General features: G+C 63.7%; 26 protein-coding genes and 2 tRNA genes. 21 read left to right on the plus strand and 7 right to left on the minus strand.

From position 1 onward, the window contains the following. The first annotated feature begins 23 nt into the window (after positions 1-23). The 9 genes from AC1PLU_RS02785 (at position 24) to sctC (ending at position 7643) form a co-directional block, all read left to right on the plus strand. Complete coding sequence (locus AC1PLU_RS02785; protein ID WP_481107641.1) at positions 24-479, plus strand: HrpB1 family type III secretion system apparatus protein; 456 nt, start codon at positions 24-26, stop codon at positions 477-479. Between the two features lie 32 nt (positions 480-511). Beyond that, positions 512-904 (plus strand): type III secretion protein HrpB2, encoded by a 393-nt coding sequence (locus AC1PLU_RS02790; protein WP_481107642.1) that lies wholly within the window; start codon positions 512-514, stop codon positions 902-904. A 1-nt stretch (position 905) separates the two neighbouring features. After that, positions 906-1670, plus strand: a complete 765-nt coding sequence (gene sctJ, locus AC1PLU_RS02795) for a type III secretion system inner membrane ring lipoprotein SctJ (protein WP_228425348.1) — start codon at positions 906-908, stop codon at positions 1668-1670. A gap of 9 nt (positions 1671-1679) precedes the next feature. Further along, a complete protein-coding gene (locus AC1PLU_RS02800) occupies positions 1680-2309 on the plus strand; it encodes a type III secretion protein HrpB4 (protein WP_481107643.1) in 630 nt (209 codons plus the stop codon). After that, positions 2294-2995, plus strand: a complete 702-nt coding sequence (gene sctL / locus AC1PLU_RS02805) for a type III secretion system stator protein SctL (protein ID WP_481107644.1) — start codon at positions 2294-2296, stop codon at positions 2993-2995. Before AC1PLU_RS02800 ends, sctL begins: the two co-directional genes overlap by 16 nt. Continuing rightward, positions 2985-4313, plus strand: coding sequence for a type III secretion system ATPase SctN (sctN, locus tag AC1PLU_RS02810; protein ID WP_481107645.1), 1329 nt, complete (start codon positions 2985-2987; stop codon positions 4311-4313). Before sctL ends, sctN begins: the two co-directional genes overlap by 11 nt. Then, entirely contained in the window at positions 4306-4815 is a 510-nt protein-coding gene (locus tag AC1PLU_RS02815) for a type III secretion protein HrpB7 (protein ID WP_481107646.1), read from the plus strand. The genes sctN and AC1PLU_RS02815 overlap by 8 nt, the downstream gene beginning before the upstream one ends. Continuing rightward, the gene (gene sctT, locus AC1PLU_RS02820; RefSeq protein WP_481107647.1) at positions 4812-5642 is read left to right on the plus strand and encodes a type III secretion system export apparatus subunit SctT; all 831 of its coding nucleotides are present in this window, start codon (positions 4812-4814) and stop codon (positions 5640-5642) included. The genes AC1PLU_RS02815 and sctT overlap by 4 nt, the downstream gene beginning before the upstream one ends. 180 nt (positions 5643-5822) lie before the next feature. Beyond that, positions 5823-7643, plus strand: a complete 1821-nt coding sequence (gene sctC / locus AC1PLU_RS02825) for a type III secretion system outer membrane ring subunit SctC (protein ID WP_481107648.1) — start codon at positions 5823-5825, stop codon at positions 7641-7643. Between the two features lie 78 nt (positions 7644-7721). Here sctC and xopA read toward each other — a convergent pair whose 3' ends face one another. Further along, on the minus strand, positions 7722-8240 hold the full coding sequence (gene xopA / locus AC1PLU_RS02830; RefSeq protein WP_481107649.1) for a XopA/Hpa1 family type III secretion system protein: 519 nt from the start codon (positions 8238-8240) through the stop codon (positions 7722-7724). A 340-nt stretch (positions 8241-8580) separates the two neighbouring features. On the opposite strand from xopA, the gene AC1PLU_RS02835 reads away from it, so the two are divergent. Further along, entirely contained in the window at positions 8581-9063 is a 483-nt protein-coding gene (locus AC1PLU_RS02835) for a lytic transglycosylase domain-containing protein (protein WP_225970192.1), read from the plus strand. A 96-nt stretch (positions 9064-9159) separates the two neighbouring features. Here the strand turns inward: AC1PLU_RS02835 and AC1PLU_RS02840 are convergent, their stop codons facing one another. Both AC1PLU_RS02840 and AC1PLU_RS02845 read right to left on the minus strand, forming a co-directional pair. After that, on the minus strand, positions 9160-10701 hold the full coding sequence (locus AC1PLU_RS02840) for a hypothetical protein (RefSeq protein WP_481107650.1): 1542 nt from the start codon (positions 10699-10701) through the stop codon (positions 9160-9162). Between the two features lie 688 nt (positions 10702-11389). After that, complete coding sequence (locus AC1PLU_RS02845) at positions 11390-12970, minus strand: thioredoxin family protein (RefSeq protein WP_481107651.1); 1581 nt, start codon at positions 12968-12970, stop codon at positions 11390-11392. A gap of 112 nt (positions 12971-13082) precedes the next feature. Here AC1PLU_RS02845 and AC1PLU_RS02850 point away from each other — a divergent pair, with 112 nt between their 5' ends. From AC1PLU_RS02850 to AC1PLU_RS02880, 7 genes are all read left to right on the plus strand, one after another. Continuing rightward, positions 13083-13262: a hypothetical protein gene (locus AC1PLU_RS02850; RefSeq protein ID WP_481107652.1), complete on the plus strand. Its 180-nt coding sequence runs from the start codon at positions 13083-13085 to the stop codon at positions 13260-13262. A gap of 134 nt (positions 13263-13396) precedes the next feature. Further along, positions 13397-15190 (plus strand): methyl-accepting chemotaxis protein, encoded by a 1794-nt coding sequence (locus AC1PLU_RS02855; protein WP_481107653.1) that lies wholly within the window; start codon positions 13397-13399, stop codon positions 15188-15190. A gap of 338 nt (positions 15191-15528) precedes the next feature. Further along, positions 15529-16107: an anthranilate synthase component II gene (locus AC1PLU_RS02860; protein WP_104549706.1), complete on the plus strand. Its 579-nt coding sequence runs from the start codon at positions 15529-15531 to the stop codon at positions 16105-16107. Positions 16108-16276: 169 nt separating this feature from the next. Beyond that, positions 16277-16909 (plus strand): flavin reductase family protein, encoded by a 633-nt coding sequence (locus tag AC1PLU_RS02865; RefSeq protein WP_115037465.1) that lies wholly within the window; start codon positions 16277-16279, stop codon positions 16907-16909. 116 nt (positions 16910-17025) lie between these two features. Continuing rightward, positions 17026-18063 (plus strand): anthranilate phosphoribosyltransferase, encoded by a 1038-nt coding sequence (trpD, locus tag AC1PLU_RS02870; RefSeq protein WP_023902390.1) that lies wholly within the window; start codon positions 17026-17028, stop codon positions 18061-18063. A 181-nt stretch (positions 18064-18244) separates the two neighbouring features. Then, positions 18245-19042, plus strand: a complete 798-nt coding sequence (gene trpC / locus AC1PLU_RS02875) for an indole-3-glycerol phosphate synthase TrpC (RefSeq protein WP_481107654.1) — start codon at positions 18245-18247, stop codon at positions 19040-19042. Further along, positions 19035-19751 carry a haloacid dehalogenase-like hydrolase gene (locus tag AC1PLU_RS02880; protein WP_104549709.1) on the plus strand — a complete coding sequence of 239 codons (717 nt, stop codon included), beginning with the start codon at positions 19035-19037 and terminating at the stop codon, positions 19749-19751. The genes trpC and AC1PLU_RS02880 overlap by 8 nt, the downstream gene beginning before the upstream one ends. 120 nt (positions 19752-19871) lie before the next feature. Here the strand turns inward: AC1PLU_RS02880 and crp are convergent, their stop codons facing one another. After that, positions 19872-20564 (minus strand): cAMP-activated global transcriptional regulator CRP, encoded by a 693-nt coding sequence (crp, locus tag AC1PLU_RS02885; RefSeq protein WP_055828153.1) that lies wholly within the window; start codon positions 20562-20564, stop codon positions 19872-19874. A 137-nt stretch (positions 20565-20701) separates the two neighbouring features. Between crp and speD the strand changes: the two genes are divergently transcribed. Continuing rightward, positions 20702-21496, plus strand: coding sequence for an adenosylmethionine decarboxylase (gene speD / locus AC1PLU_RS02890; RefSeq protein ID WP_006451012.1), 795 nt, complete (start codon positions 20702-20704; stop codon positions 21494-21496). Between the two features lie 162 nt (positions 21497-21658). Beyond that, on the plus strand, positions 21659-21970 hold the full coding sequence (locus AC1PLU_RS02895) for a DMT family transporter (RefSeq protein ID WP_023902394.1): 312 nt from the start codon (positions 21659-21661) through the stop codon (positions 21968-21970). A 10-nt stretch (positions 21971-21980) separates the two neighbouring features. On the opposite strand, the gene coq7 is transcribed toward AC1PLU_RS02895, so the two are convergent. Continuing rightward, positions 21981-22634, minus strand: a complete 654-nt coding sequence (coq7, locus tag AC1PLU_RS02900; RefSeq protein WP_176340758.1) for a 2-polyprenyl-3-methyl-6-methoxy-1,4-benzoquinone monooxygenase — start codon at positions 22632-22634, stop codon at positions 21981-21983. Positions 22635-22815: 181 nt separating this feature from the next. Between coq7 and rplM the strand changes: the two genes are divergently transcribed. Together rplM and rpsI are read left to right on the plus strand one after the other, a co-directional pair. Then, a complete protein-coding gene (gene rplM / locus AC1PLU_RS02905; RefSeq protein ID WP_006451009.1) occupies positions 22816-23244 on the plus strand; it encodes a 50S ribosomal protein L13 in 429 nt (142 codons plus the stop codon). A gap of 2 nt (positions 23245-23246) precedes the next feature. Then, a complete protein-coding gene (gene rpsI / locus AC1PLU_RS02910; protein WP_006451008.1) occupies positions 23247-23639 on the plus strand; it encodes a 30S ribosomal protein S9 in 393 nt (130 codons plus the stop codon). A 155-nt stretch (positions 23640-23794) separates the two neighbouring features. Here rpsI and AC1PLU_RS02915 read toward each other — a convergent pair. Together AC1PLU_RS02915 and AC1PLU_RS02920 are read right to left on the minus strand one after the other, a co-directional pair. Beyond that, positions 23795-23868 (minus strand) — tRNA-Gln (locus tag AC1PLU_RS02915). A 52-nt stretch (positions 23869-23920) separates the two neighbouring features. Continuing rightward, positions 23921-23997: transfer RNA gene (locus AC1PLU_RS02920), tRNA-Met, on the minus strand. Between the last annotated feature and the right edge of the window lie 63 nt (positions 23998-24060).

A 24060-nucleotide genomic window follows, 5' to 3' on the forward strand; every position in this document is an offset into this window, starting at 1 on the left:
GCCATTGAATGACGAGGTGCGGTATGGAAAAGATTGAATGTTCCGGTTCGGTTGTGAGTGGGCTGATCAACCTGATCACGGTGGGGCTGACCCACGAAAAACTCGAAGAGTCCGCAGCGGTACTGGCCGCCGTGCGGGTGCTGCGGCCCGAGCTGAAGGCGCTGGATACCTTCGATGCCTGGATTGCGATCAAGCGCGGCAGTTATCTGGAGGGCGCGCGCCTGCTGCGTGAGCTGGAGGCCGATGCGGGCTCCAAGCCGTTGTGCAAGGCCTTGTACGCGTGCTGCCTGTTTGCGGTGGGCGACCCGTCGTGGCATGGCATTGCAGACGGTCTGATCGAAGAGAACGCCGATGCCGACGCCGTTGGCCTGGTCAAGGCGCTGTCAGGACGCTACACCCCCGCACCCGCGCCGCTGGAAGTGGCGGCCGAATCCGCCGCGCCGATGGAAGTTCCCAACGCCCAGTATCTGCGCGCCTGACCCGGACCCCCACCCAGCCTGCGGAACATGTCATGACGCTCATTCCTCCTGTCGCACCGATCACTGCCAGTACCGGCCTGACCACGCCAGCAGCGTCGCCGACGGCGGCGCCGAACCAGACGCTTGTCAATCGCTTCCAGGCGCTGATGCAGTCCTCCAGCCCGTTGCCGCCAGCCATGCAGCGTGTCGGCGAGCCGAGCATGATGAGCCGGATGGTCGACGTGCAAAACGATGGCGTGCGCAGCATGACCGAGCATATCGATGCCTTCAGCACGCAGGCGCCGACCATGGGGCTGAATGACCTGGTTGCGCAACAGATGAAGTTGATGAATGAGGTGACGATGGTCGGCTTCAACCTCAATGTCAGCGCTGGGGTAGCGGAGTCGGGCAAGAACGCCGTGCAGACACTGTTCAAGAACCAATAGCATGCGAAAGCTCAGATATCTGGTGGTGTTGCTGCTCGCACTGCTGCTGTCTGGCTGCGACCAGCAGCTCTATTCCGGGCTGACCGAGAACGACGCCAACGACATGCTGGCCGTGCTGCTGACGGCCGGTGTGGATGCAGAAAAGCTCACGCCCGATGACGGCAAGACCTGGGCGGTCAACGCGCCGCACGATCAGGTGGCGTACGCGTTGAACGTGCTGCGCACGCATGGCATGCCGCGTGAGCGGCACGCTAATCTCGGCGAGATGTTCAAGAAAGACGGCCTGATCTCCACACCCACCGAAGAACGCGTGCGCTTCATCTACGGCGTGTCGCAGCAGCTGTCGCAGACCTTGTCGAATATCGACGGCGTGATCGCGGCCGATGTGCAGATCGTGCTTCCCAACAACGACCCGCTGTCCACCTCGGTCAAACCCTCCAGCGCTGCGGTGTTCATCAAGTTTCGCGTCGGCAGCGATCTGACCAGCCTGGTGCCCAGCATCAAGACGCTGGTGATGCACAGCGTGGAAGGACTGACCTACGAAAACGTCAGCGTCACGCTGGTGCCGGGCGGGGCGGAGAGCGATGCGCAGCTTTCTGTGGCGGCGCCTCCGCGCGCGTGGCCGTGGCCGTGGCTGGCCGGATGCGCGCTGGCGCTGTGCGTGGCGGTCGGTGCGGCAGCGCTGTATTGGTGGCCGAGCGCCGATGCACGCCGCTGGGGCGGCTGGCAGCGCCTGCGCGCGTTGTCCAGAAAACATGCTGGGTGAGGCCGGCGGATGGACAAGGCACGCATCGACAACGCGGCACTGTGGCTCCAGCGATGGACGGCGGCCGTGTCCGTGCTGGCGCAATCGCTGGATGCAGAGCGGGTGGCGCACTGGCTGGGTCCGGTCGTTGCGTTGGGTTGGGAACGGGCACCGGCGCAGCGCCGTGTGCGCGTGATCCAGGCCTGGTCGGGATGCTCGCGAATGCAGGTTTCGGCGCTGGATCCGCTGGCCAATCGGTTGGTCGTGCTCGCGCCCGATCTGCTCGCCAAGGTGTTGATGAGCCGCGCAGTGTTTTCGCGCGCACTGGCGCTGCGCCGCTGTATCGAACGCGAGCGCCTGACCTGGTTCGAGCAGCGTGTCGGACCGGCGGTGCTTGAGCATGTGCGCCATCGCGCAGTCACCGGCATGACAGTGCCGCTGTTGCCGCGCGATGCCGAGCACGCGGCATGGATCGGCGATGGCTGGCGTCGAATGGAGGCCGATGGCGCCTGGCCAGACCCCTGCATCGCCAAGGTGCTGGCGCTGTCCTTGCCATTGGGTGCTGCCAAGGTGGCGCCCATCGCGGCAGATGGCGCGAGCGCTGCGTTTCTGCAGGCGCTGCCTACCTTGTTGCCGGAGCTGCCATGCGTCTTTGGCTGAGGTCCACACCGGAGGCAGTCGGCCTGGACTGCGAGGTCATCCCACGCGAGGCCTTGGCCTGTGTGCTGGAACTGGACGCAGCGACTGCACAGGTGCGCGCGCGATGCGCGCAAACGCTGGCGGACGCCCAGACGCGGGCGCAGGCGCTGATCGACGACGCCCAACAACAGGCCGAGACGATCCTCCAGGATGCCCAGGACAAGGCCGGGCGCAGTGCACGCCTGGGCTATGCCGCCGGGCTGCGCCGTCAGCTCGACGCGTGGAACGAGCGCGGCGTGCGGCATGCCTTCGCGGCCGAGGACGCCGCGCAGCGCGCCCGCGCGCGTCTGGCCGAGATCGTCGCGCACGCCTGCGAACAGGTCCTCCACGGGCACGACCCCGCTGCGCTGTACGCGCGCGCCGCACAGGCGCTGGACGGCGCCCTGGACGAGGCGAAAGCGCTGCGGGTGAGCGTGCATCCCGATGCGCTGGACGACGCACGGCGCGCCTTCGATGCGGCCGCCGCGGCCGCAGGCTGGGCCATGCCGGTGGAACTGTGCGGCGATGCGACGCTGGCCTTGGGTGCCTGCGTGTGCGAATGGGATACCGGCGTGTTCGAGACCGATCTGCGCGATCAGCTGCGCAGCCTCCAGCGGGTCATCCGCCGCGTCCTGGCCGCGCCACAGGCGGTGCCGGATGTCTGCTGAGATGCCGGTGCTGGAGGCAACGCTCGAGCGCGAACTAGCCGCGCTGGCCTTCGGTCGTCGCTACGGCAAGGTGGTCGAGGTGATCGGCACCATGCTCAAGGTCGCCGGGGTGCAGGTCAGCCTGGGCGAGGTGTGCGAGTTGCGCCAGCGCGACGGCACGCTGTTGCAACGTGCCGAGGTGGTGGGTTTCAGCCATCATCTCGCCTTGCTGGCGCCGTTTGGCGAGCTGGTGGGCCTGTCACGCGAGACGCGCGTGATCGGATTGGGGCGCCCCTTGGCGGTGCCGGTCGGGGAGGCGCTGCTGGGACGCGTGCTTGATGGCCTGGGTGAGCCGGCGGACGGCCAGGGGCCGCTCGCCGGCGACGGCTGGGTGCAGATCCAGGCACAGGCGCCGGATCCGATGCGCCGGCGCCTGATCGAACAGCCGCTACCGACCGGTGTGCGCATCGTCGATGGCCTGATGACGCTGGGCGAAGGCCAGCGCATGGGCATTTTCGCCGCAGCCGGCGTCGGCAAGAGCACCTTGATGGGGATGTTCGCGCGCGGCACGCAGTGCGACGTCAACGTGATCGTGCTGATCGGCGAGCGCGGGCGCGAAGTGCGTGAATTCATCGAGATGATTCTTGGCCCAGACGGTCTGGCGCGCAGCGTGGTGGTGTGCGCAACCTCCGATCGCTCCTCCATCGAGCGCGCCAAGGCCGCCTATGTCGGCACCGCCATCGCCGAATATTTTCGCGATCAGGGCATGCGCGTTCTGCTGATGATGGACTCGCTGACACGCTTTGCCCGCGCGCAACGCGAGATCGGTCTGGCCGCCGGCGAGCCCCCCACACGGCGCGGCTTTCCACCGTCGGTGTTCGCCGAGCTGCCACGCCTGCTCGAACGTGCCGGCATGGGCGAGACCGGCTCGATCACCGCGTTTTACACCGTGCTGGCAGAGGACGACACCGGCAGCGATCCGATCGCCGAAGAGGTGCGCGGCATCCTGGATGGCCATCTGATTCTGTCGCGTGAGATCGCCGCCAAGAACCAGTACCCGGCCATCGATGTGCTGGGGAGCCTGAGCCGGGTGATGAGCCAGATCGTGTCTGCCGAGCAACGCCAGTACGCCGGCCAGCTGCGCCGCCTGCTGGCCAAGTACAACGAGGTGGAGACCTTGCTGCAGGTCGGCGAGTACCGCCAGGGCAGCGATGCGGTCGCCGACGAGGCGATCGCCAGGATCGATGCGATTCGCGACTTCCTCAGCCAGTCCACCGATCAGCTCAGCGACTATGACGCCACCCTGGAGCAGCTTGCCGGCGTGATCGACGATGCGTGAGCGTGCCGACACCTGGGCGACATTGCAGCAACTGAAGACGCGCCGTCATGAGCGGATGCAGGAGCACCTCAGCGACTGCAAACGGGCGCTCGAGCAGTGCGACCGCGAGCGCGCCAGTTGCAGTCATGAGGCCAACGCCTGCACCACGCGCCTGGAGGCGTTCGATACCACGCTGGCCGACAAGGCCGGCGCGGGTGAGCCGATCGGCATCGAGGCGATCCTGCAGCACCAGCGTTTCCGCGCCGTGCTGGAAGAGCGCTGCCGCGCCGCAGAGCAGGCGCTGGCCGCAGCGACGCAGGCGTTGCAGAGCGCACGCGATGAGGCCGCAACGGTGCAACAGACAGTGAGCAAGCTGCAGGCGCAGGCGCAGGTGTATGCGGAAAACGCAGCCCGCGCGCAGCGTGCCTGGCAAGCCCAGCGCGAAGCGGCCGAAGAGGAAGACGCGATCGACGCCTTGCTCGGGCTGCGGTTGCATCGTGCCGCGCGCGGAGTGGGACAATGAACGACACCGCCACCGCACTGCTGGCGCTGTCATCCCAGGGCGTGTCGCTGCTGACCCTGCTCGCGCTGTGCGGGGTGCGCGTGTTCGTGATGTTTTTCGTGCTGCCGGCAACGGCGCAGGACAGCCTTCCCGGAATGGCGCGCAACGGTGTGGTGTATGTGCTCAGTTCGTTCATTGCCTACGGACAACCGGCCGATGCGCTGGCCAGAATCGAAGCGACCGGCCTGGTCGAGCTGGTATTCAAGGAAGCCTTCCTCGGCCTGCTGATCGGGTTTGCCGCATCCACGGTGTTCTGGGTTGCCGAGAGTGTGGGCCTGCTCATCGACGATGTGTCCGGCTACAACAACGTGCAGATGACCAACCCGCTGAGCGGTGAGCAGAGCACGCCGGTCTCCACGGTGTTGATGCAGTTGGCGATCGTGTCTTTCTACGCGCTGGGCGGCATGCTGATGCTGCTCGGTGCGCTGTTCGAATCGTTTCGCTGGTGGCCGCTGAGCCAGCTCACGCCGGACATGGGCGCGGTCGCCGAGTCCTTCGTCATCCAGCAGACCGACGGCATGATGACCGCAATCGTCAAGCTGGCCGCACCGTTGATGCTGGTACTGGTGCTGGTGGATCTGGCCATCGGCTTTGTGGCGCGCGCCGCCGACAAGCTGGAACCTTCGAATCTGAGTCAACCGATCCGTGGGGTATTGGCGCTGCTGCTGCTGGCATTGTTGACCAGCGTGTTCATCGCGCAATCCGGTGACGCTCTCGGCTTCCTCCATTTCCAGCAGCAGTTGCACGATGCCGCGAACGTTGGCGGCAAGGGGGGCGCAGCGAATTGATCATTGTTGAGACATCGCCTGCCGTGCGCTGCCTACACTGAATCGCACGCGCCCTCGATGTGCTGCTCGACGCTGCGGTACGCAGCACGGCGCTGCATCCGGCACGCAATCCCCGGCTGACGCCTGCCCGCCAGACGCAGCCCTATCGACTTCTTTCACTTGCCTCGCAGAGGGAACGCCATGGCATACGCCTGTCCTCCAGTTCACCGCCATCGACGTGCGCCATTGGCCGCCGCGTTGCTATTGAGCCTGCTGCCGCTGCTGCCGCCGCATGCCGATGCTGCGCAGGTGCCGTGGCATTCGCGCAGCTTCAAATACGTCGCCGATCACAAGGATCTCAAGGAAGTGCTGCGCGACCTGTCCGCCAGCCAATCCATCACCACCTGGATTTCACCGGAAGTGACCGGCACGCTCAGTGGCAAGTTCGAGGCCAGCCCGCAGAAATTCCTTGACGATCTGTCTGCGACATTCGGCTTCGTCTGGTATTACGACGGTGCCGTGCTCAGGATCTGGGGCGCCAACGAAACCAAGAATGCAACCTTGAATCTCGGCGCTGCGTCGACCAGTGCGCTGCGCGATGCGCTTGCGCGCATGCGGCTGGACGATCCGCGCTTTCCGGTCCGTTACGACGAGGCGGCGCACGTGGCGGTGGTGTCCGGCCCGCCGGGTTATGTGGATACCGTCACCGCAATCGCCAAGCAGGTCGAGCAGGGCGCACGCCAACGCGACGCCACCGAAGTGCAGGTATTTCAGCTGCATTACGCGCAGGCGGCCGATCACAGCACCCGCATCGGTGGGCAGGATGTCCAGGTGCCGGGCATGGCCAGCCTGTTGCGCAGCATGTACGGCGTGCGTGGCGCTCCCACGGCGGCGCTGCCCGGGCCGGGCGCAAATTTCGGGCGGGTGCAACCGATCGGCGGCGGTTCGTCCAACACCTTCGGCAACACTGGTCAGGGCCAGAATGGCGGTGGCGGCAACACCGGCATTCTCGGATTGCCTGCGTCGTGGTTCGGCGGTGCCTCGCCATCCGATCGCGTGCCGGTCAGCCCGCCCTTGCCGGGCAGTGGCGCCAATGCGCCGGCCAGCGTGTGGCCGGAGATGAGCCAGGCCCGCCGCGATGCGCCGCTGGCGGTGGACGCCGGCAGCGGCGGCGAGCAGGCTTCCGACGCGCCGGTGATCGAAGCCGACCCGCGCACCAATGCCATTCTCATCCGCGACCGCCCCGAGCGCATGGCCGCCTATGGCACCTTGATCCAGCAGCTCGACAACCGCCCCAAGCTGCTGCAGATCGATGCCACCATCATCGAGATCCGCGACGGTGCCATGCAGGATCTCGGCGTGGACTGGCGGTTCCACAGCCGGCGTGTGGATGTGCAGACCGGCGACGGGCGTGGTGGCCAGCTTGGCTACGACGGCAGCTTGAGCGGTGCAGCAGCAGCGGGTGCAACCGCGCCGTTGGGCGGGACGTTGACCGCTGTCCTTGGCGATGCAGGGCGTTACCTGATGACGCGCGTCTCGGCGCTCGAGCAGACCGACAAGGCCAAGATCGTGTCCACCCCGCAGGTGGCGACCCTGGACAACGTGGAAGCGGTGATGGATCACAAGCAGCAGGCATTCGTGCGTGTCAGCGGTTACGCAGCCGCAGACCTCTACAACCTGTCTGCAGGTGTGTCGCTACGCGTATTGCCGAGTGTGGTGCCGGGCTCGCCAAACGGACAGATGCGCCTGGATGTGCGTATCGAAGACGGGCAGTTGGGCGCCAATACCGTCGATGGCATTCCCGTCATCACCTCCAGCGAGATCACCACCCAGGCATTCGTCAACGAGGGCCAGAGCCTGCTGATCGCCGGATATGCCCAGGATACCGATCAGACCGATCTGAACAAGGTCCCCGGGCTGTCCAAGATTCCACTGGTCGGCAACCTGTTCAAGCATCGCCAAAAGAGCGGCTCGCGGCTGCAGCGATTGTTCTTGCTGACCCCGCATATCGTCTCGCCCTGAGCAACGCTTCGGGGTGTAGCCGACGCTGTGACAACGTGCAGGCTGCCGCGTGGCGCGGCAGCCTGCACGCATTGCCAATCAAGCTTGGCCGGTGATGCTCGACAGGTTGGCGTTGAAACCGCCACCCACACTGTTGCCGCCCAGGCTGCTGTTAACCGAACCGCCACCGCCCATGCCGGCGCCGCCCTGGTTCTGCATCAGCTGCATCACGATCTGCATCAGCATCTGCGTCAACGGACTCAGGCCTTCCTGTTGACCGTTCTGCGGTTGTTCGTTGCCACACTCCTGATTGGCATCGCTGCCCTGGCTCTGTTGCAGCATCATCATGATGAACATGGCGAGCAACTGATCCAGCTGCTGCTCGGAGCCAGCCGAAGGCGAGTGCTGACTGGAGTCCTCGTGTTGCTGAGGCCCGATGCCCATCGTCTGCAGATTGCTGATATTCGAAAAGTTGTTCCCGATAGAGTCCATGGTGATTCCCGTCTCATGTGGTTGAACTGGATACATCGCGGATTGCCGGAAAGCTGCAACGGCAAGATCGCAACGGGGACGCTGCGCTGCCCCGAGCGCAAAGTAGAAGAGGCAACGGCGGTGCATCTGCTAGGACGCGAAGGTGCGCTTTTGCTTGCGAACGTGCCTGCGGAAAATTCAGGGAAACCCCTGGAAAACAGCTGTGTTGCAACGCTGCGTGTTGTGATTTCGTTTACGTCATAGACGCTTCGTCCAGCGTGTGCATGCGGATGCGCAGCGCCGTTATGGTGTCGCGATCGAGCGGAGCGTCGGACCAGCCGGGGGTGTGCGTCCACTCCGCTACGTTGCTGGAATGAACGACGATCAGGTGACAGACATGAAAGAGACCGATACGCCGACCACGTGTGCGTCTGTGCACGGCACGGATGTCTGGCGTCAACTGCTTTGCGCCACGCTTTCGAGAAACATGCGCGTAGGCGCGCGATGGTGCGCGCTCCAGCCCCGGCATGCTGCCGCCCCTCGGCGACGCGTGTTGATTGCGGCGGCGTTGCTGTGCGCCGCGCCGCTCGCACGCGCAGACTGTTTTGAAGAAGCCGCCGGCTATCAACATGTCAATCCATGGGTGCTGCGTGCCATTGCATGGCAGGAATCACGTGGCCGTGCCGACGCGATCCATCGCAACAACAACGGCACGATCGATTATGGAAAGATGCAGATCAATTCGATCCATCTGCGGCGTCTTTCCAGTTACGGCATCTCCAGGGACGCGTTGATGCAGCCGTGCGTCAGCGTGTATGTCGCCGCCTGGCGGCTGCGCGAGATGACCAATAAATATGGAAATACCTGGGCCGCCGTGGGCGCCTATCATTCCGAAACGCCGGCCGAGCGCGATAAATATGCGCATGCCATCCACGCGATTCTGACCAAGCGCGGCGTGGTTGCCGAGTAACGCTGCTGTGATCGCGGGAGCGCGTGTGGTGTAGCACATGGCATCAAGCCAGCCGCGCCCGCCTGGTGGCGGGTGCGGTGGTTTTGATCGCTGTGCTTACTCAACCTGCGAGCGAGGCGCCTCGGCTGCGCGAACGGCCGCTTCGGCTTGCCAGGTGGCGCCGATGGTCTTGTATTGCATGCCGGCGACCACGCCGGACACCGTATTGGAGAGCAATCCGCTGCGTGTGGGCGACAACCCGAGCCACGCGCCAATCATGTTGATGGCGGTACCAAGCGCGATATTGGAATTGATGGCGGCCGTGCGTGCGACCGAATGATCCATGACCCGCTCATAATCCTCGCGCTTGCCCTTCCACTCGGGTTCCCAGATCTGCTGCGTCCCGGCTTCGTCGGCTTCGTGCTGGGTGACGTTGATCCAGTCCAGCGTCTCCAGGCCGACATTCAAGGCGGTGTTTACCGCCGATTGACGCAAGATGACGCTGGTCGCCTCACCTTGGGTGAAAGGCGAGTGCAGGCCGGCCCAGCGCTGCCGGGCCGCTGCAAAGTCCGGCGATGCCAGCTCGTTGGATGCCAGATTGGTCAGGACGTTTGCCATGCCGTAAAACCTGCCGGCGCTGGTGATATGCGGATCGCTGATGCCGCCATTGGAGCGGTTGGGGTCGCGCATTCCCACCATCTTGAAGGTTGCCTGGATGGTGTCGCGCGCTGCGGCATAAGCGGCGATCTTCAGATCGCTGGCCAGCAGCCTGGCCGCCGTCTCCGGTTGGCCCGCTGACTTGCCGGCCGCACCCACGGCGATGTTGCTCACGATGCCGGCCAGCGCGAGCCGGGTGACCAGATCCGAGTAATGTTGCTGCTCGGTTTTCTTGTGAGTGCGTTCGTCGTCGGACAATGCATCCCACTGTTCGAGACTGAGATTGTGGAAGCCTCGCGCAGCCGCATCTGGATTGCGGTTCTCGCGGTTGCTTCGCAGCGTATGCAGCGCCATCTGCAGCGTGCCGGAGACTGCCTGCATGGCGACGACCGCTTCGGGCGGAAGCTGGCGAAGAACGGCAAACAATCCTTCGCCCAGCAACTCACGCGCGAAGGTGGTCGGTCCCACCGAGCTGGCCTGGTGCACCAGATGCCCCAGCGCAGCGCCCAGGTATTGCTTGTCGACACTGATCGGTATTACGCCGCGCGCTGCAGCCGCCACCGCGGCGGCGGTCGGTCCGAGGACGGTGCGTACGCCACGCACTGCGCCGGTTCCGATCGATGCAGCCAGCGCGCCCAGCCGCTCGGCGGTTGTGCTTGTGCTGGCTTCTGCCGCAGGTGCGGTGGTCGTTGCAGATGTGTGCACCGGCGGGGCCGGTTGTTCGTGAAAGATTGGAGGCGTATCGAACGGTTCCAGGAAATTTCTGGTGCTGTGGAAGCGCTCGCTGCTGCTCTCTTCTTCGTGCAGGATCGACGCGTCCGCGGCATGCAGTAACGGGCTCTCACCGGTGTGCTGGTTTCTGTCGGCAGCGCTGCCAGACCCTGTGTTGCGTTCCGGGTTGTCGCGTCGTCGGGACGGTCTGGGAGCCAGGCGCGACAGTGCAGGGTTCGCTGGCGGCGTCGGCGCCGCACTGTGCTGTTGTGGCTGCGGTATGTCGATCACGACGTCTGCATTCGTCGATCGCGCTGGCTGGGAAGCACTGGCTGAAGGGATCTTCGTCACGGCATGTCCTCGCTGTGGTGGGAAAGGCGGCGTGCTGCCGCCCGGGCTTGCAGGGCTGCTGACGTACGGCGTTGACGGCCGGCACATCGTTCGACGGACGCATGGCGTTGCCAGCCTCGATTGCAGCGCCGGGGTCGCTGGTGGCCGGGCGACGCGTCGATCGACGCGACAACGCGCTCCACGTGCGGCACCCAGACACGGTCTGGCGCACGTGCCGTCATCAACGGTCCGGACAAATACAGTGCGAATTACTCAGCGTGCAATCGAAGTGCTCAGGCGTGCCCTGGCATTCATGGCCACCTTGTGTGGCATACGTTGTCGTCGTCAGTGACTTGAAAATGCCATCAAGCCGGAAACGCGCAACGCTTCAATTGCGAAATGATCATTCCCCAACGGAATATGTCAGTCGTTGTGCGGATGAAATGTGTCTGTTGTTGGGCGTGTCTTCGTCTACCCGAAGACAGCGTCGTGCGCGCAGCGACGACCACACTTGAGACGCGGCTTGGTTCGGGCAAGCAGCCCAGCCAGCTCAAGCAGCGATTTGGGGATGAGGTCGTGAAGCTGGTCGGTCGAGGTCCAATCGATGCACACGGCATAACGCCCGGCCACAGGGCCGGGCATTTTCCTTTCAGCTCAGCCAGCTGCTGCACCCGCTGGTGTTCTTGCCGTCGCAACTGGCCTGCATTTTCTGCTGCAGCCGCGCCAGCACCGCGCTGCCTTCCCGATGATGCTGCGTGCTCCAAGTCTTGAGCGAAGTACCAAGTGCCTTGAGGTTTTGAAGGTTACGTCGACCGTATCGATCCGGCTGGCCTGCCAACTCGCCGATCACCTGTGCAGTGGCAGATTCGATGGCAGCGGTGTCCTGGGGGCTGAGCCGGATCACCCCATTGGCATACCGCAGCGCCGACTCCACACGCATGACGGGGCCTTGGGAACCTTCGTAGGACTTTTTCAACCACGTCAGCGCTGTCTTGGGGTCGTTGCGTTCTTCGGCCAGATCGGCGAGGAACTGCATGTAGTGATTGGGCGTCTTGCTACGCGTCAGCTCGCCCAGCAGCAGTTGTTCTGCACCGGCGGTATCACCTGTATCGTCCAGTAGTCCCGCGGCTCCGGTGATGACGGACTGTCGTTCCTCATCGGTCTTGGCCGTCTGCACCGCCCATTGCACGCGCTGGCGAACGGTGTCGAGCACCGCTGCCGGCAGCGGTAGTTGCGGCTTCTTCGGCTCGCTACCCGGGGTTTGACCCTGTGCCAGGCGAGCGAGATCGATCTGCGTGGAGGCGGTGATCATCCGGTCCACGATCGGCAGGGTGGCGTCGGCATAGACCTTCTCCAGCGCCTGATTCAGCGCCAAGGACAGCGCCGCGCGCTCGCCTGGGTCGCTGGTGGACGCCATCACCAGGCGTGGGGCAAAACGACTCAGCTCGGTGCGGTTTGCGCGCACCTCCGACGGATCGGCCAAAACCGCCTTCAGCAATGCCAGGTGCGCCGGGCTGGCAACCGGTGGCGTTGTTGCGATGGACAGCGCCAGCAGCGCGAATCTGCGCTGCAACGCAGGCTGCGGTGCCGAGGCGGCCAAATGCCCAAGCACATCGCTTGCACTGCGCGTTTTCGACGGCTCGCGCGCCATGCCCCACCACTCGTAGCCGGCCAGCAAGGTCCAGTCGTCTGCGCGCAATTCCTTCGGGGTCTTCAACGCCCGGTCGAGCAACTGCTCCGAGGTCATGGTCTGCGTGGCAGCCACCTGCAAGGCGTCGGCCAGGCGGGCATTGTCGCTGTAGCCGGCCAGGCGCGTGATCAGGCTGCGATCCGGGCGCAGCACGATGATGGTTGGATATCCCTTGACGTTGAATTGATCGCCCCACTTCTGGGCATCTGCAAGGTCCACGTCCAGATGCACCGCCACAAATTTGCGCGTCAATTCAATAAAGGCGGGATCCTTGAACAAGGTGGCCTGAAGCTGGTTGCACGGTGGGCACCAGACGGCGCCCCAATACAGCATGAGCGGCTTGCCGCTTGCCTTGGCCTCGGCGAAGGCGCCATCAACGTCGCCCTCGCGCCAGGCAATGCCGGCGCTGGCAGGAGTGGCTGCCGATTTGGTCTGTGCAGGCGGCGCTGGTGTGTCCGGCTTGCCGCAGCCGGTCAGGGTTGCCAGCACGGCCAACAGCGCGATCGAGGACGACGCAGGGCGTTGGAACGACAGCTTCATGGGAATCACCGGACAAGAGCAGAGGAAGATCGAATGACCGAACGCGCGACGTTGCGCCGACGGCGGATGACGTCACGGTCTTTGTAGCCCTGCCGCCAACCTGGCAGCATCGTTGGATGCGAAATGGTGTTGGCGCCAGCGCAGCGGCACGAATCAACGTCTCGATGTCGCCGATGAACGGCAGCGCAAGATCGGACGGCTTCAACGCATTCCCTACCCAAGACAGGCATTGCACCTGGTGGGTAAGGCTTCTCCATGGAACGACCTGCTCAATCTTTCGCTGATGCCGTGACAGCGACGCGCTACACGGAAGTTGGTTGTTACCTGAACGGCACGGCAGCCGCATCGCCCTTACCTAATTCTGGCCTCAAGAAATGCCGATCACTGCCGTTAGCGCCAGTTCCTAACCAAACGGCAGAGGTCGCCATGTTTTTCTCCGACGGTCACAAGGTCGAGGCGTTGACCAAGGCGATTGAAGCCACATTGCAGGGGGGCACCGCGCAGTGGCCGAGCAACGGTCCCGCCCTGCTTCTCAAGAAGATGGCAGAGCGCTTGTGTGCCGCCCAACAGGAGCGTGACCTGGCGAAAGTCCAGGCGGCTGATGCGGCGGCTGCACTGCGTCAACTGGAAGGACGCTTTGAACTGGTTGCCAACAGCACCACAGACGGCCTTTGGGATATCGGCGTCATCAATGGAGACCCCACGCATCCTGACAGCCCGGTGTGGTGGTCGCCCCAGATGCGCGCTCTGTTGGGCTTCTCCTCCGAGCAGGAGTTCCCCAATGTGCTGGACAGCTGGGTTGCCTGCCTGCACCCGGATGACAAGCAGCCGACGCTAGACGCCTTCGCGGCGCATCTTGCGGACAGCAGTGGCCGGACCCCCTATGACGTCGAGAACCGTCTGCGTCTGAAGTCGGGCCAATACCGCTGGTTCCGTGCATTCGGCACCACCGAGCGCGACGCGCAAGGCTTGCCGCTTCGGGTGGCGGGTGCCCTCACCGACATCACCGAGCGCCGTGACCGAGAGCAGTTTCTCGACATCACACTGACGCGCTTTGAGCTCGGCTCGCAGATGCTGAGCGATGGCTTGTGGGACATGAGTGTCATCGCCGGTGACCCGATCAATCCCAGCAACGAGTTCTGGTGGTCACAGCAGTTCCGCCACTTGCTGGGCTTTGAGTCCGAGCAAGAATTTCCCAATGTATTGGACAGCTGGGCGTCACGGCTTCATCCGGAAGACAAGACGCGGTCGTTGAACGCCTTCGCTGCGCACTTGAACGACCGCAGTGGCCGCACCAACTTCGATATCGAGTACCGCCTGCAGCTCAAGAACGGCCAGTATCGATGGTTTCGGGCACGCGGCCTGACCAAACGTGCGGCAGACGGCACCCCGCTGCGCGCGGTGGGCGCGTTGATGGACGTGGAGGCCGGACGTCAGCTGGGCGAAGTGGCAAACACACTCAGCAACGCGGCAGGAGACATCGTGCGCAGCAACGATGACCTGTCGCGGCGTACCGAGCAGCAGGCAGCCGCGCTCGAGGAGACCGCAAGCTCCATGGAAGAAATGACCAGCATCGTGCGCAAGAATGCTGACGGCGCGCGCCAGGCCAATGCGCTTGCCAGTAGCGCTGCAGAGACGGCCCTGCGTGGTGGGCAATTGGTCAATGGTGTCGTCAGCACGATGTCAGCGATCCAGACATCGTCGCGGAAGATTGGGGAAATCATCACCGTCATCGACGGCATCGCGTTCCAGACCAATATCCTCGCCTTGAATGCAGCCGTGGAAGCGGCGCGTGCGGGAGAGCAGGGGCGTGGGTTTGCGGTGGTGGCCTCCGAAGTGCGCAGCCTCGCTCAGCGCTGCACCACGGCCGCAAAGGAAATTCGCGATCTGATCGCCGATTCCGGCGCGAAGGTGGGGCAGGGGGCGGAGCAGGTCAACGTGGCGGGCAAAGCCATGGAGGAGCTGCTGGCGTCGGTGAAACAAGTCAACGACATCATGGGTGAGATCGCGGCGGCCAGCCACGAGCAAAGTGCCGGGATCGAGCAGATCAATCAAACCATTGCCCAGATGGACGCAGCGACGCAGCAGAATTCAGTGCTGGTTGACACCATGGCATCGTCCGCCCGTGCACTCGAAGATCAAGCAACCGCATTGGTGGAGAGTGTTGAGAGCAGCTCACGCAGCATCAATGGAAAACCAGCGCTCGCATTGGTGGCCTGACACCTTGTGTCGCCCCAACGCCGCCCTGCGACGTGGTGGTTTCACGAAGCAGGGCGGTGCATTGGGAAGCGGGCGTCAGACGGCGCTCGAGTGACGATCTGGTCTGCATCGGCGTATCAAGGCCGACTGCCCGCCGCGCTGGGTGCGTGGCGGGAACTCACCTATGAGCGGGGAAGCAAATCGCCCGGGAACGCAGCAGCGAGCCCGTGCGAAGATATGCTTTGGCGTTGCTCGCTTCCCAGTCGCTTGGGTACCACACAGGTTCGAGGGTGTCAGGGCGGGTATCAATGGACGGTTTCGGGCGATGTCCCGTTTAAAAACAAGAAGATAGGCCTGAAATGTTACTGATGCTCGATAACTACGACAGCTTCACCTACAACCTCGTGCAGTACCTGCAGGCCCTGGGCGCGGAGGTCACGGTGGTGCGCAACGATGCGATGAGCGTCGATCAGATCGCCGCGCTCAAGCCGGAGCGCATCGTGATCTCGCCCGGTCCGCGCACGCCCAACGAGGCCGGTGTCTCGCTGCAGCTGATCGAGCAGCTGGGCCAGACCACGCCGATCCTGGGCGTCTGTCTGGGCCACCAGAGCATCGGTCAGGTCTATGGCGGCGATGTGATCCGCGCCGGCAACATCATGCATGGCAAGACCTCGCCGATCCGCCACCAGGGCAAGGGCGTGTTCGCCGGCCTGCCGGACAGCTACGAGGCCACGCGCTACCACTCGCTGGTGGTGGACAAGACCACCTTGCCCGAAGCGCTGGAAGTCACCGCCTGGACCGAGAATCCGGATGGCTCGATGGAAGAGATCATGGGCCTGCGCCATCGCCAGTTTCCGGTCGAAGGCGTGCAGTTCCATCCCGAATCGATCCTGACCCAGCACGGTCATACCTTGCTGAAAAACTTCCTGGAGCGCTGACCGAAATGCGCACTGCGCACGTCGCCGGCGTCTATACGGCAGTTGTCGATGCAGTCTTCAGCAACGTCGATGCACCAGCTGCGCATGCATGCGATGCCCGCAATCACCTGTCCTGCATGGCAGAGATGGTTCGCCGTTTCGTTTCTTCAACGCCTGCATCCGGATCACGATGAGCACCACTGGCGACAACGTCCACTTCTACGAACCAAGTCAGGGCCACGGGCTGCCGCACGATCCGTTCAACGCCATCGTCGGCCCGCGACCGATCGGCTGGATCGGGTCGCGCAGCGCCGACGGCATCGCCAATCTGGCGCCTTACAGCTTCTTCAACGCGTTCAACTACGTGCCGCCGATCGTCGGCTTTGCCAGCATCGGTCGCAAGGACAGCCTGCGCAATATCGAGGCCACCGGTGAATTCACCTGGAATCTGGCCACGCGTCCGTTGGCCGAGGCCATGAATGCCAGCGCGGCGATGGTGCCCTCGGAGGTGGACGAGTTCGCACTGGCCGGCTTGCAGATGGCAGCTTCGCGCCTGATTGATGCGCCGCGTGTGGCGGCAAGCCCGGTGAGTTTCGAATGTCGGCTCAGCCAGTTGCTGCCGCTGCAGAGCGCAAGCGGGCAGGCCATCGAAACCTGGCTGGTCCTGGGTGAAGTGGTGGGTGTGCATCTGGCGCACGCGGCGCTGCAGGACGGCATCTACGATCCCGCTGCCGTGCAGACGATCCTGCGCGCCGGCGGTGCCGCCGATTATTTCGAAGTGCAGGCCCAGGCGCGTTTCCGCATGCGGCGTCCCGGTCAATGAGCGTCGCCTGCAACATCGCTGCGTGGCATTGCACCGACGCTGGCATGTCTCTCCACGCCTGATCGATCCACAGTCCTCTCGTAGTTCTCCCACGTTTTTCCACGGTCCTCTCCCCCATGCCGATCACCCCGCAAGAAGCCCTGCAGCGCACCATCGAACACCGCGAAATCTTCCATGACGAAATGGTCGAGTTGATGCGGCAGATCATGCGCGGCGAGGTCTCCGACATGATGGTTGCCGCCATCCTCACCGGGCTGCGGGTCAAGAAGGAAACCATCGGCGAAATCGCCGGTGCGGCCACCGTCATGCGCGAGTTCTCGCGCCGCGTGGAAGTGAGCGACCGCCAGCACATGGTCGACATTGTCGGCACCGGCGGCGATGGCTCGCACACCTTTAACATCTCCACCTGCGCGATGTTTGTGGCTGCGGCCGGCGGTGCCAAGGTCGCCAAGCACGGCAACCGCAGCGTCTCGTCCAAGTCCGGCAGTGCCGACGCGCTGGAAGCGTTGGGCGCAGTGATCGAACTGCAGCCCGAACAGGTCGCCGCCTCGTTGGCGCAGACCGGCATCGGCTTCATGTACGCGCCGGTGCATCACCCGGCGATGAAAATGGTGGCGCCGGTACGTCGCGAAATGGGTGTGCGCACCATCTTCAATATCCTCGGCCCGCTCACCAACCCGGCGGGTTCGCCGAACATCCTGATGGGCGTGTTCCATCCGGATCTGGTCGGCATCCAGGCGCGCGTGCTGCAGGAGCTCGGCGCCGAGCGCGCGCTGGTGGTGTGGGGCCGCGATGGCATGGACGAACTCTCGCTCGGGGCCGGCACCTTGGTCGGCGAGCTGCGCGATGGCCAGGTGCGCGAATACGAAGTGCATCCGGAGGATTTCGGCATCGCCATGTCGGCCAGCCGCAACCTCAAGGTGGCCGATGCTGCGCAATCGCGCACGATGCTGTTGCAGGTGCTGGACAACGTGCCCGGCCCGGCGCTGGACATCGTGGCGCTCAACGCCGGCGCGGCCCTGTATGTGGCCGGTGTGACCGACAGCATCGCCGCAGGCGTGGTGCGTGCGCGTGCGGTGCTGGCCGATGGCTCGGCGCGCGCCAAACTGGATGCCTATGTCGCCTTCACCCGTCAGGCTGCTGCGCAGTCCTGATCCATACAGTGTCCGCACTCCGCACGTCTGCGATGTCACCACGCCGGTGTTCCTGCCCCGAGAAACCGGCAATCGCTGGCCGGCATCGTCACGCTGCCGCTGGCATGCTGTGCACTGGCGTGCGGCCAGTTCAGTTGCGGCCGTGTTGACCGATAATGCCCGCCCGCCAGGACCCGATACGATGAGCGATATCCTCAACACCATCCTTGCCCGCAAGGCCGAAGAAATCGCCGAGCGCAGTGCACGCGTGCCGCTGGCCGAGCTGATCGCGCGCAGCGCCGACCTGCCGCTCACACGCGGCTTTGCTGCTGCCATGCAGGCCAGCATCGCCGCCGGCGACCCGGCCGTGATCGCCGAAGTGAAGAAGGCCAGCCCGTCCAAAGGCGTGATCCGGCCCGATTTTCATCCGGCCGACATCGCCGTCAGTTACGAGTTCGGTGGCGCCAGTTGCCTGTCGGTGCTCACCGACATGGATTTCTTCCAGGGCGCCGATGCGTATCTTCAGCAAGCGCGCGAGGCCTGCACACTGCCGGTGCTGCGCAAGGACTTCACTGTCGACCCCTATCAGGTCTACGAAGCGCGCGTGCTCGGTGCCGACTGCATCCTGCTGATCGTGTCGGCGCTGGAAGACGCGCAGCTGGCCGATCTCTCCGGCCTGGCCATGCAACTCGGTCTTGACGTATTGGTGGAAGTGCACGACATCGACGAGCTCGAGCGCGCCGTGCAGGTGCCGGTGCCGTTGGTGGGCATCAACAACCGCAACCTGCGTACCTTCGAGGTCTCGTTGCAGACCACGCTGGACATGCGCGCCGCGGTGCCGCGCGATCGCATCCTGGTCACCGAGAGCGGCATCGTCACTCCGGCCGATGTGCAGTTGATGCGCAGCCACGATGTGAACGCGTTTCTGGTCGGCGAGACCTTCATGCGCGCGCCCGAACCCGGCGAGTCGCTGCGTCAGCTATTCTTTGCGCATGACTGAGTCGTATCCCGCACCGCGCGACGACGCCCCGCTGGTGGTCTTCGATTTCGACCACACGCTGTACGACGGCGATTCCGGCAGCCATCTGTTTGCCTGGCTGATCAAACGCAACCCGTTGCGTCTGCTGGTGGCCTTGTTGGCTTCGCCAATTCTCGGCCCGATGGTGGCGATGCTGCCGACCCGCAGGCGCGGTGTCTCCGGCTATGTGTGGATCGCCACCTTCGGCCTGCATCGCACGCGCGAATTCAATCGCTTCATCGATGCGTACGTGCTCAAGCATGAAGCGCAGATCCGGCAGCGCTTGCTGCCGCATGCGTTGAAGGTGTTCACCGACCATCGCGCCGCAGGCGATCGGGTCGTGGTCGCCACCGGCGCACCGCCGGAACTGGCACGTGCGATTCTCGGCTTCGTCGCGCATCAGGACGTGCCGGTGATCGGCAGCCTGGTCGGCCCACGCCTGGGTGCGGTCACCGCGCGGCGCCACTGCCACAACGAAGAAAAGATGCGCATGCTGCGCGAGCGCGGCTATGCCGACATCGCCATCGCCTATTCGGACAGCACGGCCGATCTGCCGTTGTTGAAGGCCGCGCGCGCACCGGTGGTGGTCAACCCCAAAGCCAATCGCGAAGCACTGTTCCGTCAGGTGCTGCCTGCGGGCACACCGATCCTCAACTGGGGCTGCCGCGACCGCGGTGGCAAGGCGCTGTAGCGCCTGACACGCCCGGCAATCGACAGCGGAAAGCGCCTGACTGCATCAGTCCGCATGTCTTGCGACATGCGGCTCAAACGGCGGTCGGTGCGATGTTGCACCAACCGCGACCACAACCGCTTAGCGCGTGCCGTACAGCACGACGGTCTTGCCGCGTGCATGCAACAGACCATCGGCTTGCAGTTTCTTGAGCACGCGCCCGGCCATTTCGCGCGAGCAACCGACAAGGCGTGCCAACTCCTGCCGCGAAACGCGCAGCTGGGTGCCCTGCGGATGGCTCATCGCTTCAGGCTCCTTGGACAGATCGTGCAGCGTACGCACGATACGGTCGGTCACGTCCAGGAATGCCAGGCGACTGGCTTTCCTTGTGGTATCGAGCAATCGCTTTGAGAGCTGAACGCCAATCGCGTACAGGATGCGGGGCGCATCCGGTGACAGACTGGTCTGGAACAGTTGCTGCAGCCGCTCGTAGCTGATTTCCGCCAGTTCGCATTGGGTGCGGGTGCGCAAGATCACCTCGCGCGTATCGGATTCGATGAACAACCCCATCTCGCCGACGAACTCGCCACTGCCGAAGTAGCCCAGCACCAACTCACGATCGTCATCTTCCTCGGCGATGATGCTGACCGAGCCGCTGACAACGTAATAGAGGGTGCCGGCCGGGTCTCCTGGCCGGAACACATCGGTCCGGGTCGGATAGCGCCTGCGGTGGCTGTGCGCCAGAAAACGCTCAATCGTGCCAGCGTCCAGTGCCAGATAAGGGGTAGCGTTACGTACCGTCGTGGTGACAACCGTCGTGTTTCCTGGGCTCATGGTAGTTCCGCGTGTAATTCCTGAAGCTTAACGGCATGAGTCATGCAAGGTAAACCATTCTCAACGTCGGCATTTCGTTGCTGGGATCTTTGGCTCATAATTGACTCCTTTCCCGCCTTCCATAAGGACAGACCGACGTGGTCAAGCCGTTGCCTCGCCTGAGGCTACAGGGGTTCAACAACCTCACCAAGGCGTTGAGCTTCAACATCTACGACGTCTGTTATGCGCGTACTGAAGAGGAGCGTCAGCGCTACATCGAGTATATCGATGAGCAGTACGACGCGGACCGTCTGACGCAGATCCTGACCGACGTGGCCGAGATCATTGGCGCCAACATCCTCAATATCGCACGTCAGGACTACGATCCGCAGGGCGCGTCGGTGACGATCCTCATCTCGGAAGAGCCCGTCATCGACAAAAAGCAGGCCGGCAAGGAATTGATTCCTGAAGCCGTGGTTGCTCATATGGACAAGAGTCATATCACTGTCCATACATATCCCGAGACGCATCCGCAGGAAGGCATCGCGACATTCCGCGCCGATATCGACGTCGCCACGTGCGGTGTGATCTCGCCGTTGAAGGCGCTGAACTACCTGATCGAGAGTCTGGAATCGGACATCGTGATCATGGACTACCGTGTCCGTGGCTTCACCCGCGATGTAAAGGGCAAGAAGCACTACATCGACCACAAGATCAACTCGATCCAGCACTTCATGGCCAAGAACGTGAAGTCGCGTTACGAGATGTTCGACGTCAATGTCTATCAGGAAAATATCTTCCACACGAAGATGCACCTGAAGGATTTCGATCTCGATCAGTACCTGTTCGAAGAGCGCGCCAAGAACCTCTCGTTCAAGGAGCGCATGAAGATCGAAACGCTGTTGAAGCGTGAGATCGAAGAGCTGTTCCACGGGCGTAACCTGAGCGAATAAGCGCAGGATTCGACCTGTTGCGTGCTTGTTTGCAAGCGCGCGCAAGATGCAAGGCGGGACGGCCCGCCACGCGATGACCTCGCGTTCCACAGCCGACGGCGGCCCAGTGTGCAAACACTGGGTCGCTTTTTTTTTGCCCGTTTTCTAGTGAGGAGTGATGCGATGCCCTGGATCTATCTGTTGTTGGCCGGCCTGTTCGAAATCGGCTTTGCCATGGGCCTGAAGTACAGCGACGGTTTTACGCGCCTGTGGCCGACCGTGCTGACGGTCGGCCTGGCAGCCATCAGCCTGTGGTTGTTGACGCAGGCACTGAAGACCATCCCGGTGGGAACCGGTTACGCGATCTGGACCGGCATTGGCGCAGTGGGCGTCACCATCGCGGGCATCGCGTTGTTCGGCGATAGCGCGTCGTGGCCGCGACTGGCGTGCATCGGCCTGATCGTTGCCGGTGTGATTGGCTTGAAGCTCGCCTAAAACGAACCGCCTAAAAGCGGTAGGCGATGGTCTTCATGAGCTTGGAGGCCAGTGCCATGGCGCTGGGAATCGGCGGCGGCAGGATGCGGGCGCCGGCCTGTTCGGCCTGATCGGCGTGGCGTGCTTCGTCGATCTTCATCACGCGCAGGATGGCGCGACTGCGCTGGTCGATCGCGGGCAGGGTTTCCAGGTGCTCGTCCAGATGGGCTTCGACCTGGCGCTCGGTCTCGACCACGAAGCCCAGGCTCCAGTCGTCGCCGCGCAATCCGGCCAGTGCGCCGAGGGCGTAGCTGCCGGCGTACCAGAGCGGGTTGAACAGGCTGGGGCGGCTGTCCAGTTCGTGCAGACGGTCGGCACACCAGGCCAGATGGTCGGTTTCTTCCTGCGCCGCTTCCAGTAAGTGTTGCTGGGTGTGGGCATCGCGGGCGACCGCCGCCTGGCCGAAATACAGGCCTTGCGCGCAGACCTCGCCGACATGGTTGATGCGCATCAGCCCGGCCGCATGCCGGCGTTGGTCTGGTTCAAGCGCGATGTCGGGCGTGTCGGCGGCTGGATTGGGTCGCTCGGCGGGCGGGTTGCCGAACACCGTGTCCAGCGCGCGTTGGGCTTCGACCAGGAGCCGGTCGAGCGGGCTATGCAGTCGGAATGAAGAGGTCTGGGTCATCCGGCGATTCTGGCCCCCGGCCGGCGCGCTGCCAACCGCCCAGCGCCGGCCGGTGGGGCGACTTGCGCCGCCGCGGGGCGTCCCGTACAATCCCGCCTCTTCTGTTTCGCCTTCACAACGCGTGGCAAAGTTCCAGCGGTCATTACCGCTGCAATCCGCCCGACTACTCAAGAGCTTCCTCATGACTACGTTCACCGCCAAGTCCGAGACCGTCCAGCGCGACTGGTATCTCGTTGACGCCGCCGGCAAGACGCTTGGCCGTCTCTGCACCGAACTGGCTAGCCGCCTGCGCGGTAAGCACAAGCCGATCTATACCCCTCACGTCGATACTGGCGATTACCTCGTGGTGATCAATGCCGAAAAGATCGTGGTCACGGGCAACAAGCTGAAAGACAAGAAGTATCACCGCTTCACCGGCTACATCGGTAACTTGAAGACCGAGAGCCTGGAGCAGGCGCTGCAGCGCCACCCGGAGCGCGTGATCGAAATCGCCGTCAAGGGCATGCTGCCGAAGGGTCCCCTGGGCCGCACCATGTACCGCAAGCTCAAGGTCTATTCGGGTGCCGAGCATCCGCACGCCGCTCAGCAGCCGCAAGTTCTGGATATCTAATCATGGCTATCACGCAAAACTACGGCACCGGTCGCCGCAAGTCCTCCACCGCTCGCGTGTTCCTGCGCAAGGGTACCGGCAACATCTCGGTCAACGGCCTGCCGTTGGACAAGTTCTTCGGTCGCGAAACTGCGCGCATGATCGTGCGTCAGCCGCTTGAGCTGACCAAGAACACCGAAAGCTTCGACATCCTGGTCACCGCTTCGGGCGGCGGCACCACCGGCCAGGCCGGTGCGATCCGTCTGGGCATCGCCCGTGCGCTGGTCGAATACGACGAAACCCTGAAGTCCGAGCTGCGCAAGGCTGGCTTCATGACCCGTGACGCCCGCGAAGTCGAGCGTAAGAAGGTCGGTCTGCACAAGGCCCGTCGCGCGACCCAGTTCTCCAAGCGCTGATCCATCGCGTTTGCTGCGTCCCGGCTCGCCGGGGCGCCTGCTTCAAAAGCCCGGCCATGCCGGGCTTTTGTCGTTTTGGGGTGTGTAAATTTCGCTAGCCTGAAAATCATCAGGCAACAAAAAAGGCCCGATCTTTCGATCGGACCTTTTGTGTTTGGCTGCCCCGGATGGATTCGAACCACCGATGCCTGAGTCAGAGTCAGGTGCCTTACCGCTTGGCGACGGGGCAATAAAACGTGTTGGGCCAAGATTATCGCATGCCAGTGTGCGCATGAATACCTTGGTGGCTATGGGTGGACTCGAACCACCGACCCCAGCATTATGAGTGCTGTGCTCTAACCGGCTGAGCTACATAGCCTAGGGAGCCGGCAATTCTCACTACGTGCCCGTGTGTTGTCAAGCATTTCGTTTTCAGCTTGTG

The organism is Xanthomonas sp. NCPPB 2933 (assembly GCF_056725225.1).

What these genes read in the sequence shown, in the direction of transcription:
- sctL (WP_481107644.1), top strand. Translation starts at nt 2,294, where the DNA reads ATGCGTCTTTGGCTGAGGTCCACACCGGAGGCAGTCGGCCTGGACTGC.
- sctN (WP_481107645.1), top strand. Translation starts at nt 2,985, where the DNA reads ATGTCTGCTGAGATGCCGGTGCTGGAGGCAACGCTCGAGCGCGAACTA.
- AC1PLU_RS02880 (WP_104549709.1), top strand. Translation starts at nt 19,035, where the DNA reads ATGACTGAGTCGTATCCCGCACCGCGCGACGACGCCCCGCTGGTGGTC.
- xopA (WP_481107649.1), bottom strand. Translation starts at nt 8,240, where the DNA reads ATGCACCGCCGTTGCCTCTTCTACTTTGCGCTCGGGGCAGCGCAGCGT.
- sctT (WP_481107647.1), top strand. Translation starts at nt 4,812, where the DNA reads ATGAACGACACCGCCACCGCACTGCTGGCGCTGTCATCCCAGGGCGTG.
- rplM (WP_006451009.1), top strand. Translation starts at nt 22,816, where the DNA reads ATGACTACGTTCACCGCCAAGTCCGAGACCGTCCAGCGCGACTGGTAT.
- crp (WP_055828153.1), bottom strand. Translation starts at nt 20,564, where the DNA reads ATGAGCCCAGGAAACACGACGGTTGTCACCACGACGGTACGTAACGCT.
- sctC (WP_481107648.1), top strand. Translation starts at nt 5,823, where the DNA reads ATGGCATACGCCTGTCCTCCAGTTCACCGCCATCGACGTGCGCCATTG.
- sctJ (WP_228425348.1), top strand. Translation starts at nt 906, where the DNA reads ATGCGAAAGCTCAGATATCTGGTGGTGTTGCTGCTCGCACTGCTGCTG.
- AC1PLU_RS02790 (WP_481107642.1), top strand. Translation starts at nt 512, where the DNA reads ATGACGCTCATTCCTCCTGTCGCACCGATCACTGCCAGTACCGGCCTG.
- rpsI (WP_006451008.1), top strand. Translation starts at nt 23,247, where the DNA reads ATGGCTATCACGCAAAACTACGGCACCGGTCGCCGCAAGTCCTCCACC.
- trpD (WP_023902390.1), top strand. Translation starts at nt 17,026, where the DNA reads ATGCCGATCACCCCGCAAGAAGCCCTGCAGCGCACCATCGAACACCGC.
- AC1PLU_RS02855 (WP_481107653.1), top strand. Translation starts at nt 13,397, where the DNA reads ATGTTTTTCTCCGACGGTCACAAGGTCGAGGCGTTGACCAAGGCGATT.
- AC1PLU_RS02860 (WP_104549706.1), top strand. Translation starts at nt 15,529, where the DNA reads ATGTTACTGATGCTCGATAACTACGACAGCTTCACCTACAACCTCGTG.
- AC1PLU_RS02835 (WP_225970192.1), top strand. Translation starts at nt 8,581, where the DNA reads ATGCGCGTAGGCGCGCGATGGTGCGCGCTCCAGCCCCGGCATGCTGCC.
- trpC (WP_481107654.1), top strand. Translation starts at nt 18,245, where the DNA reads ATGAGCGATATCCTCAACACCATCCTTGCCCGCAAGGCCGAAGAAATC.
- coq7 (WP_176340758.1), bottom strand. Translation starts at nt 22,634, where the DNA reads ATGACCCAGACCTCTTCATTCCGACTGCATAGCCCGCTCGACCGGCTC.
- AC1PLU_RS02845 (WP_481107651.1), bottom strand. Translation starts at nt 12,970, where the DNA reads ATGAAGCTGTCGTTCCAACGCCCTGCGTCGTCCTCGATCGCGCTGTTG.
- AC1PLU_RS02865 (WP_115037465.1), top strand. Translation starts at nt 16,277, where the DNA reads ATGAGCACCACTGGCGACAACGTCCACTTCTACGAACCAAGTCAGGGC.
- AC1PLU_RS02895 (WP_023902394.1), top strand. Translation starts at nt 21,659, where the DNA reads ATGCCCTGGATCTATCTGTTGTTGGCCGGCCTGTTCGAAATCGGCTTT.
- AC1PLU_RS02815 (WP_481107646.1), top strand. Translation starts at nt 4,306, where the DNA reads ATGCGTGAGCGTGCCGACACCTGGGCGACATTGCAGCAACTGAAGACG.
- AC1PLU_RS02800 (WP_481107643.1), top strand. Translation starts at nt 1,680, where the DNA reads ATGGACAAGGCACGCATCGACAACGCGGCACTGTGGCTCCAGCGATGG.
- AC1PLU_RS02785 (WP_481107641.1), top strand. Translation starts at nt 24, where the DNA reads ATGGAAAAGATTGAATGTTCCGGTTCGGTTGTGAGTGGGCTGATCAAC.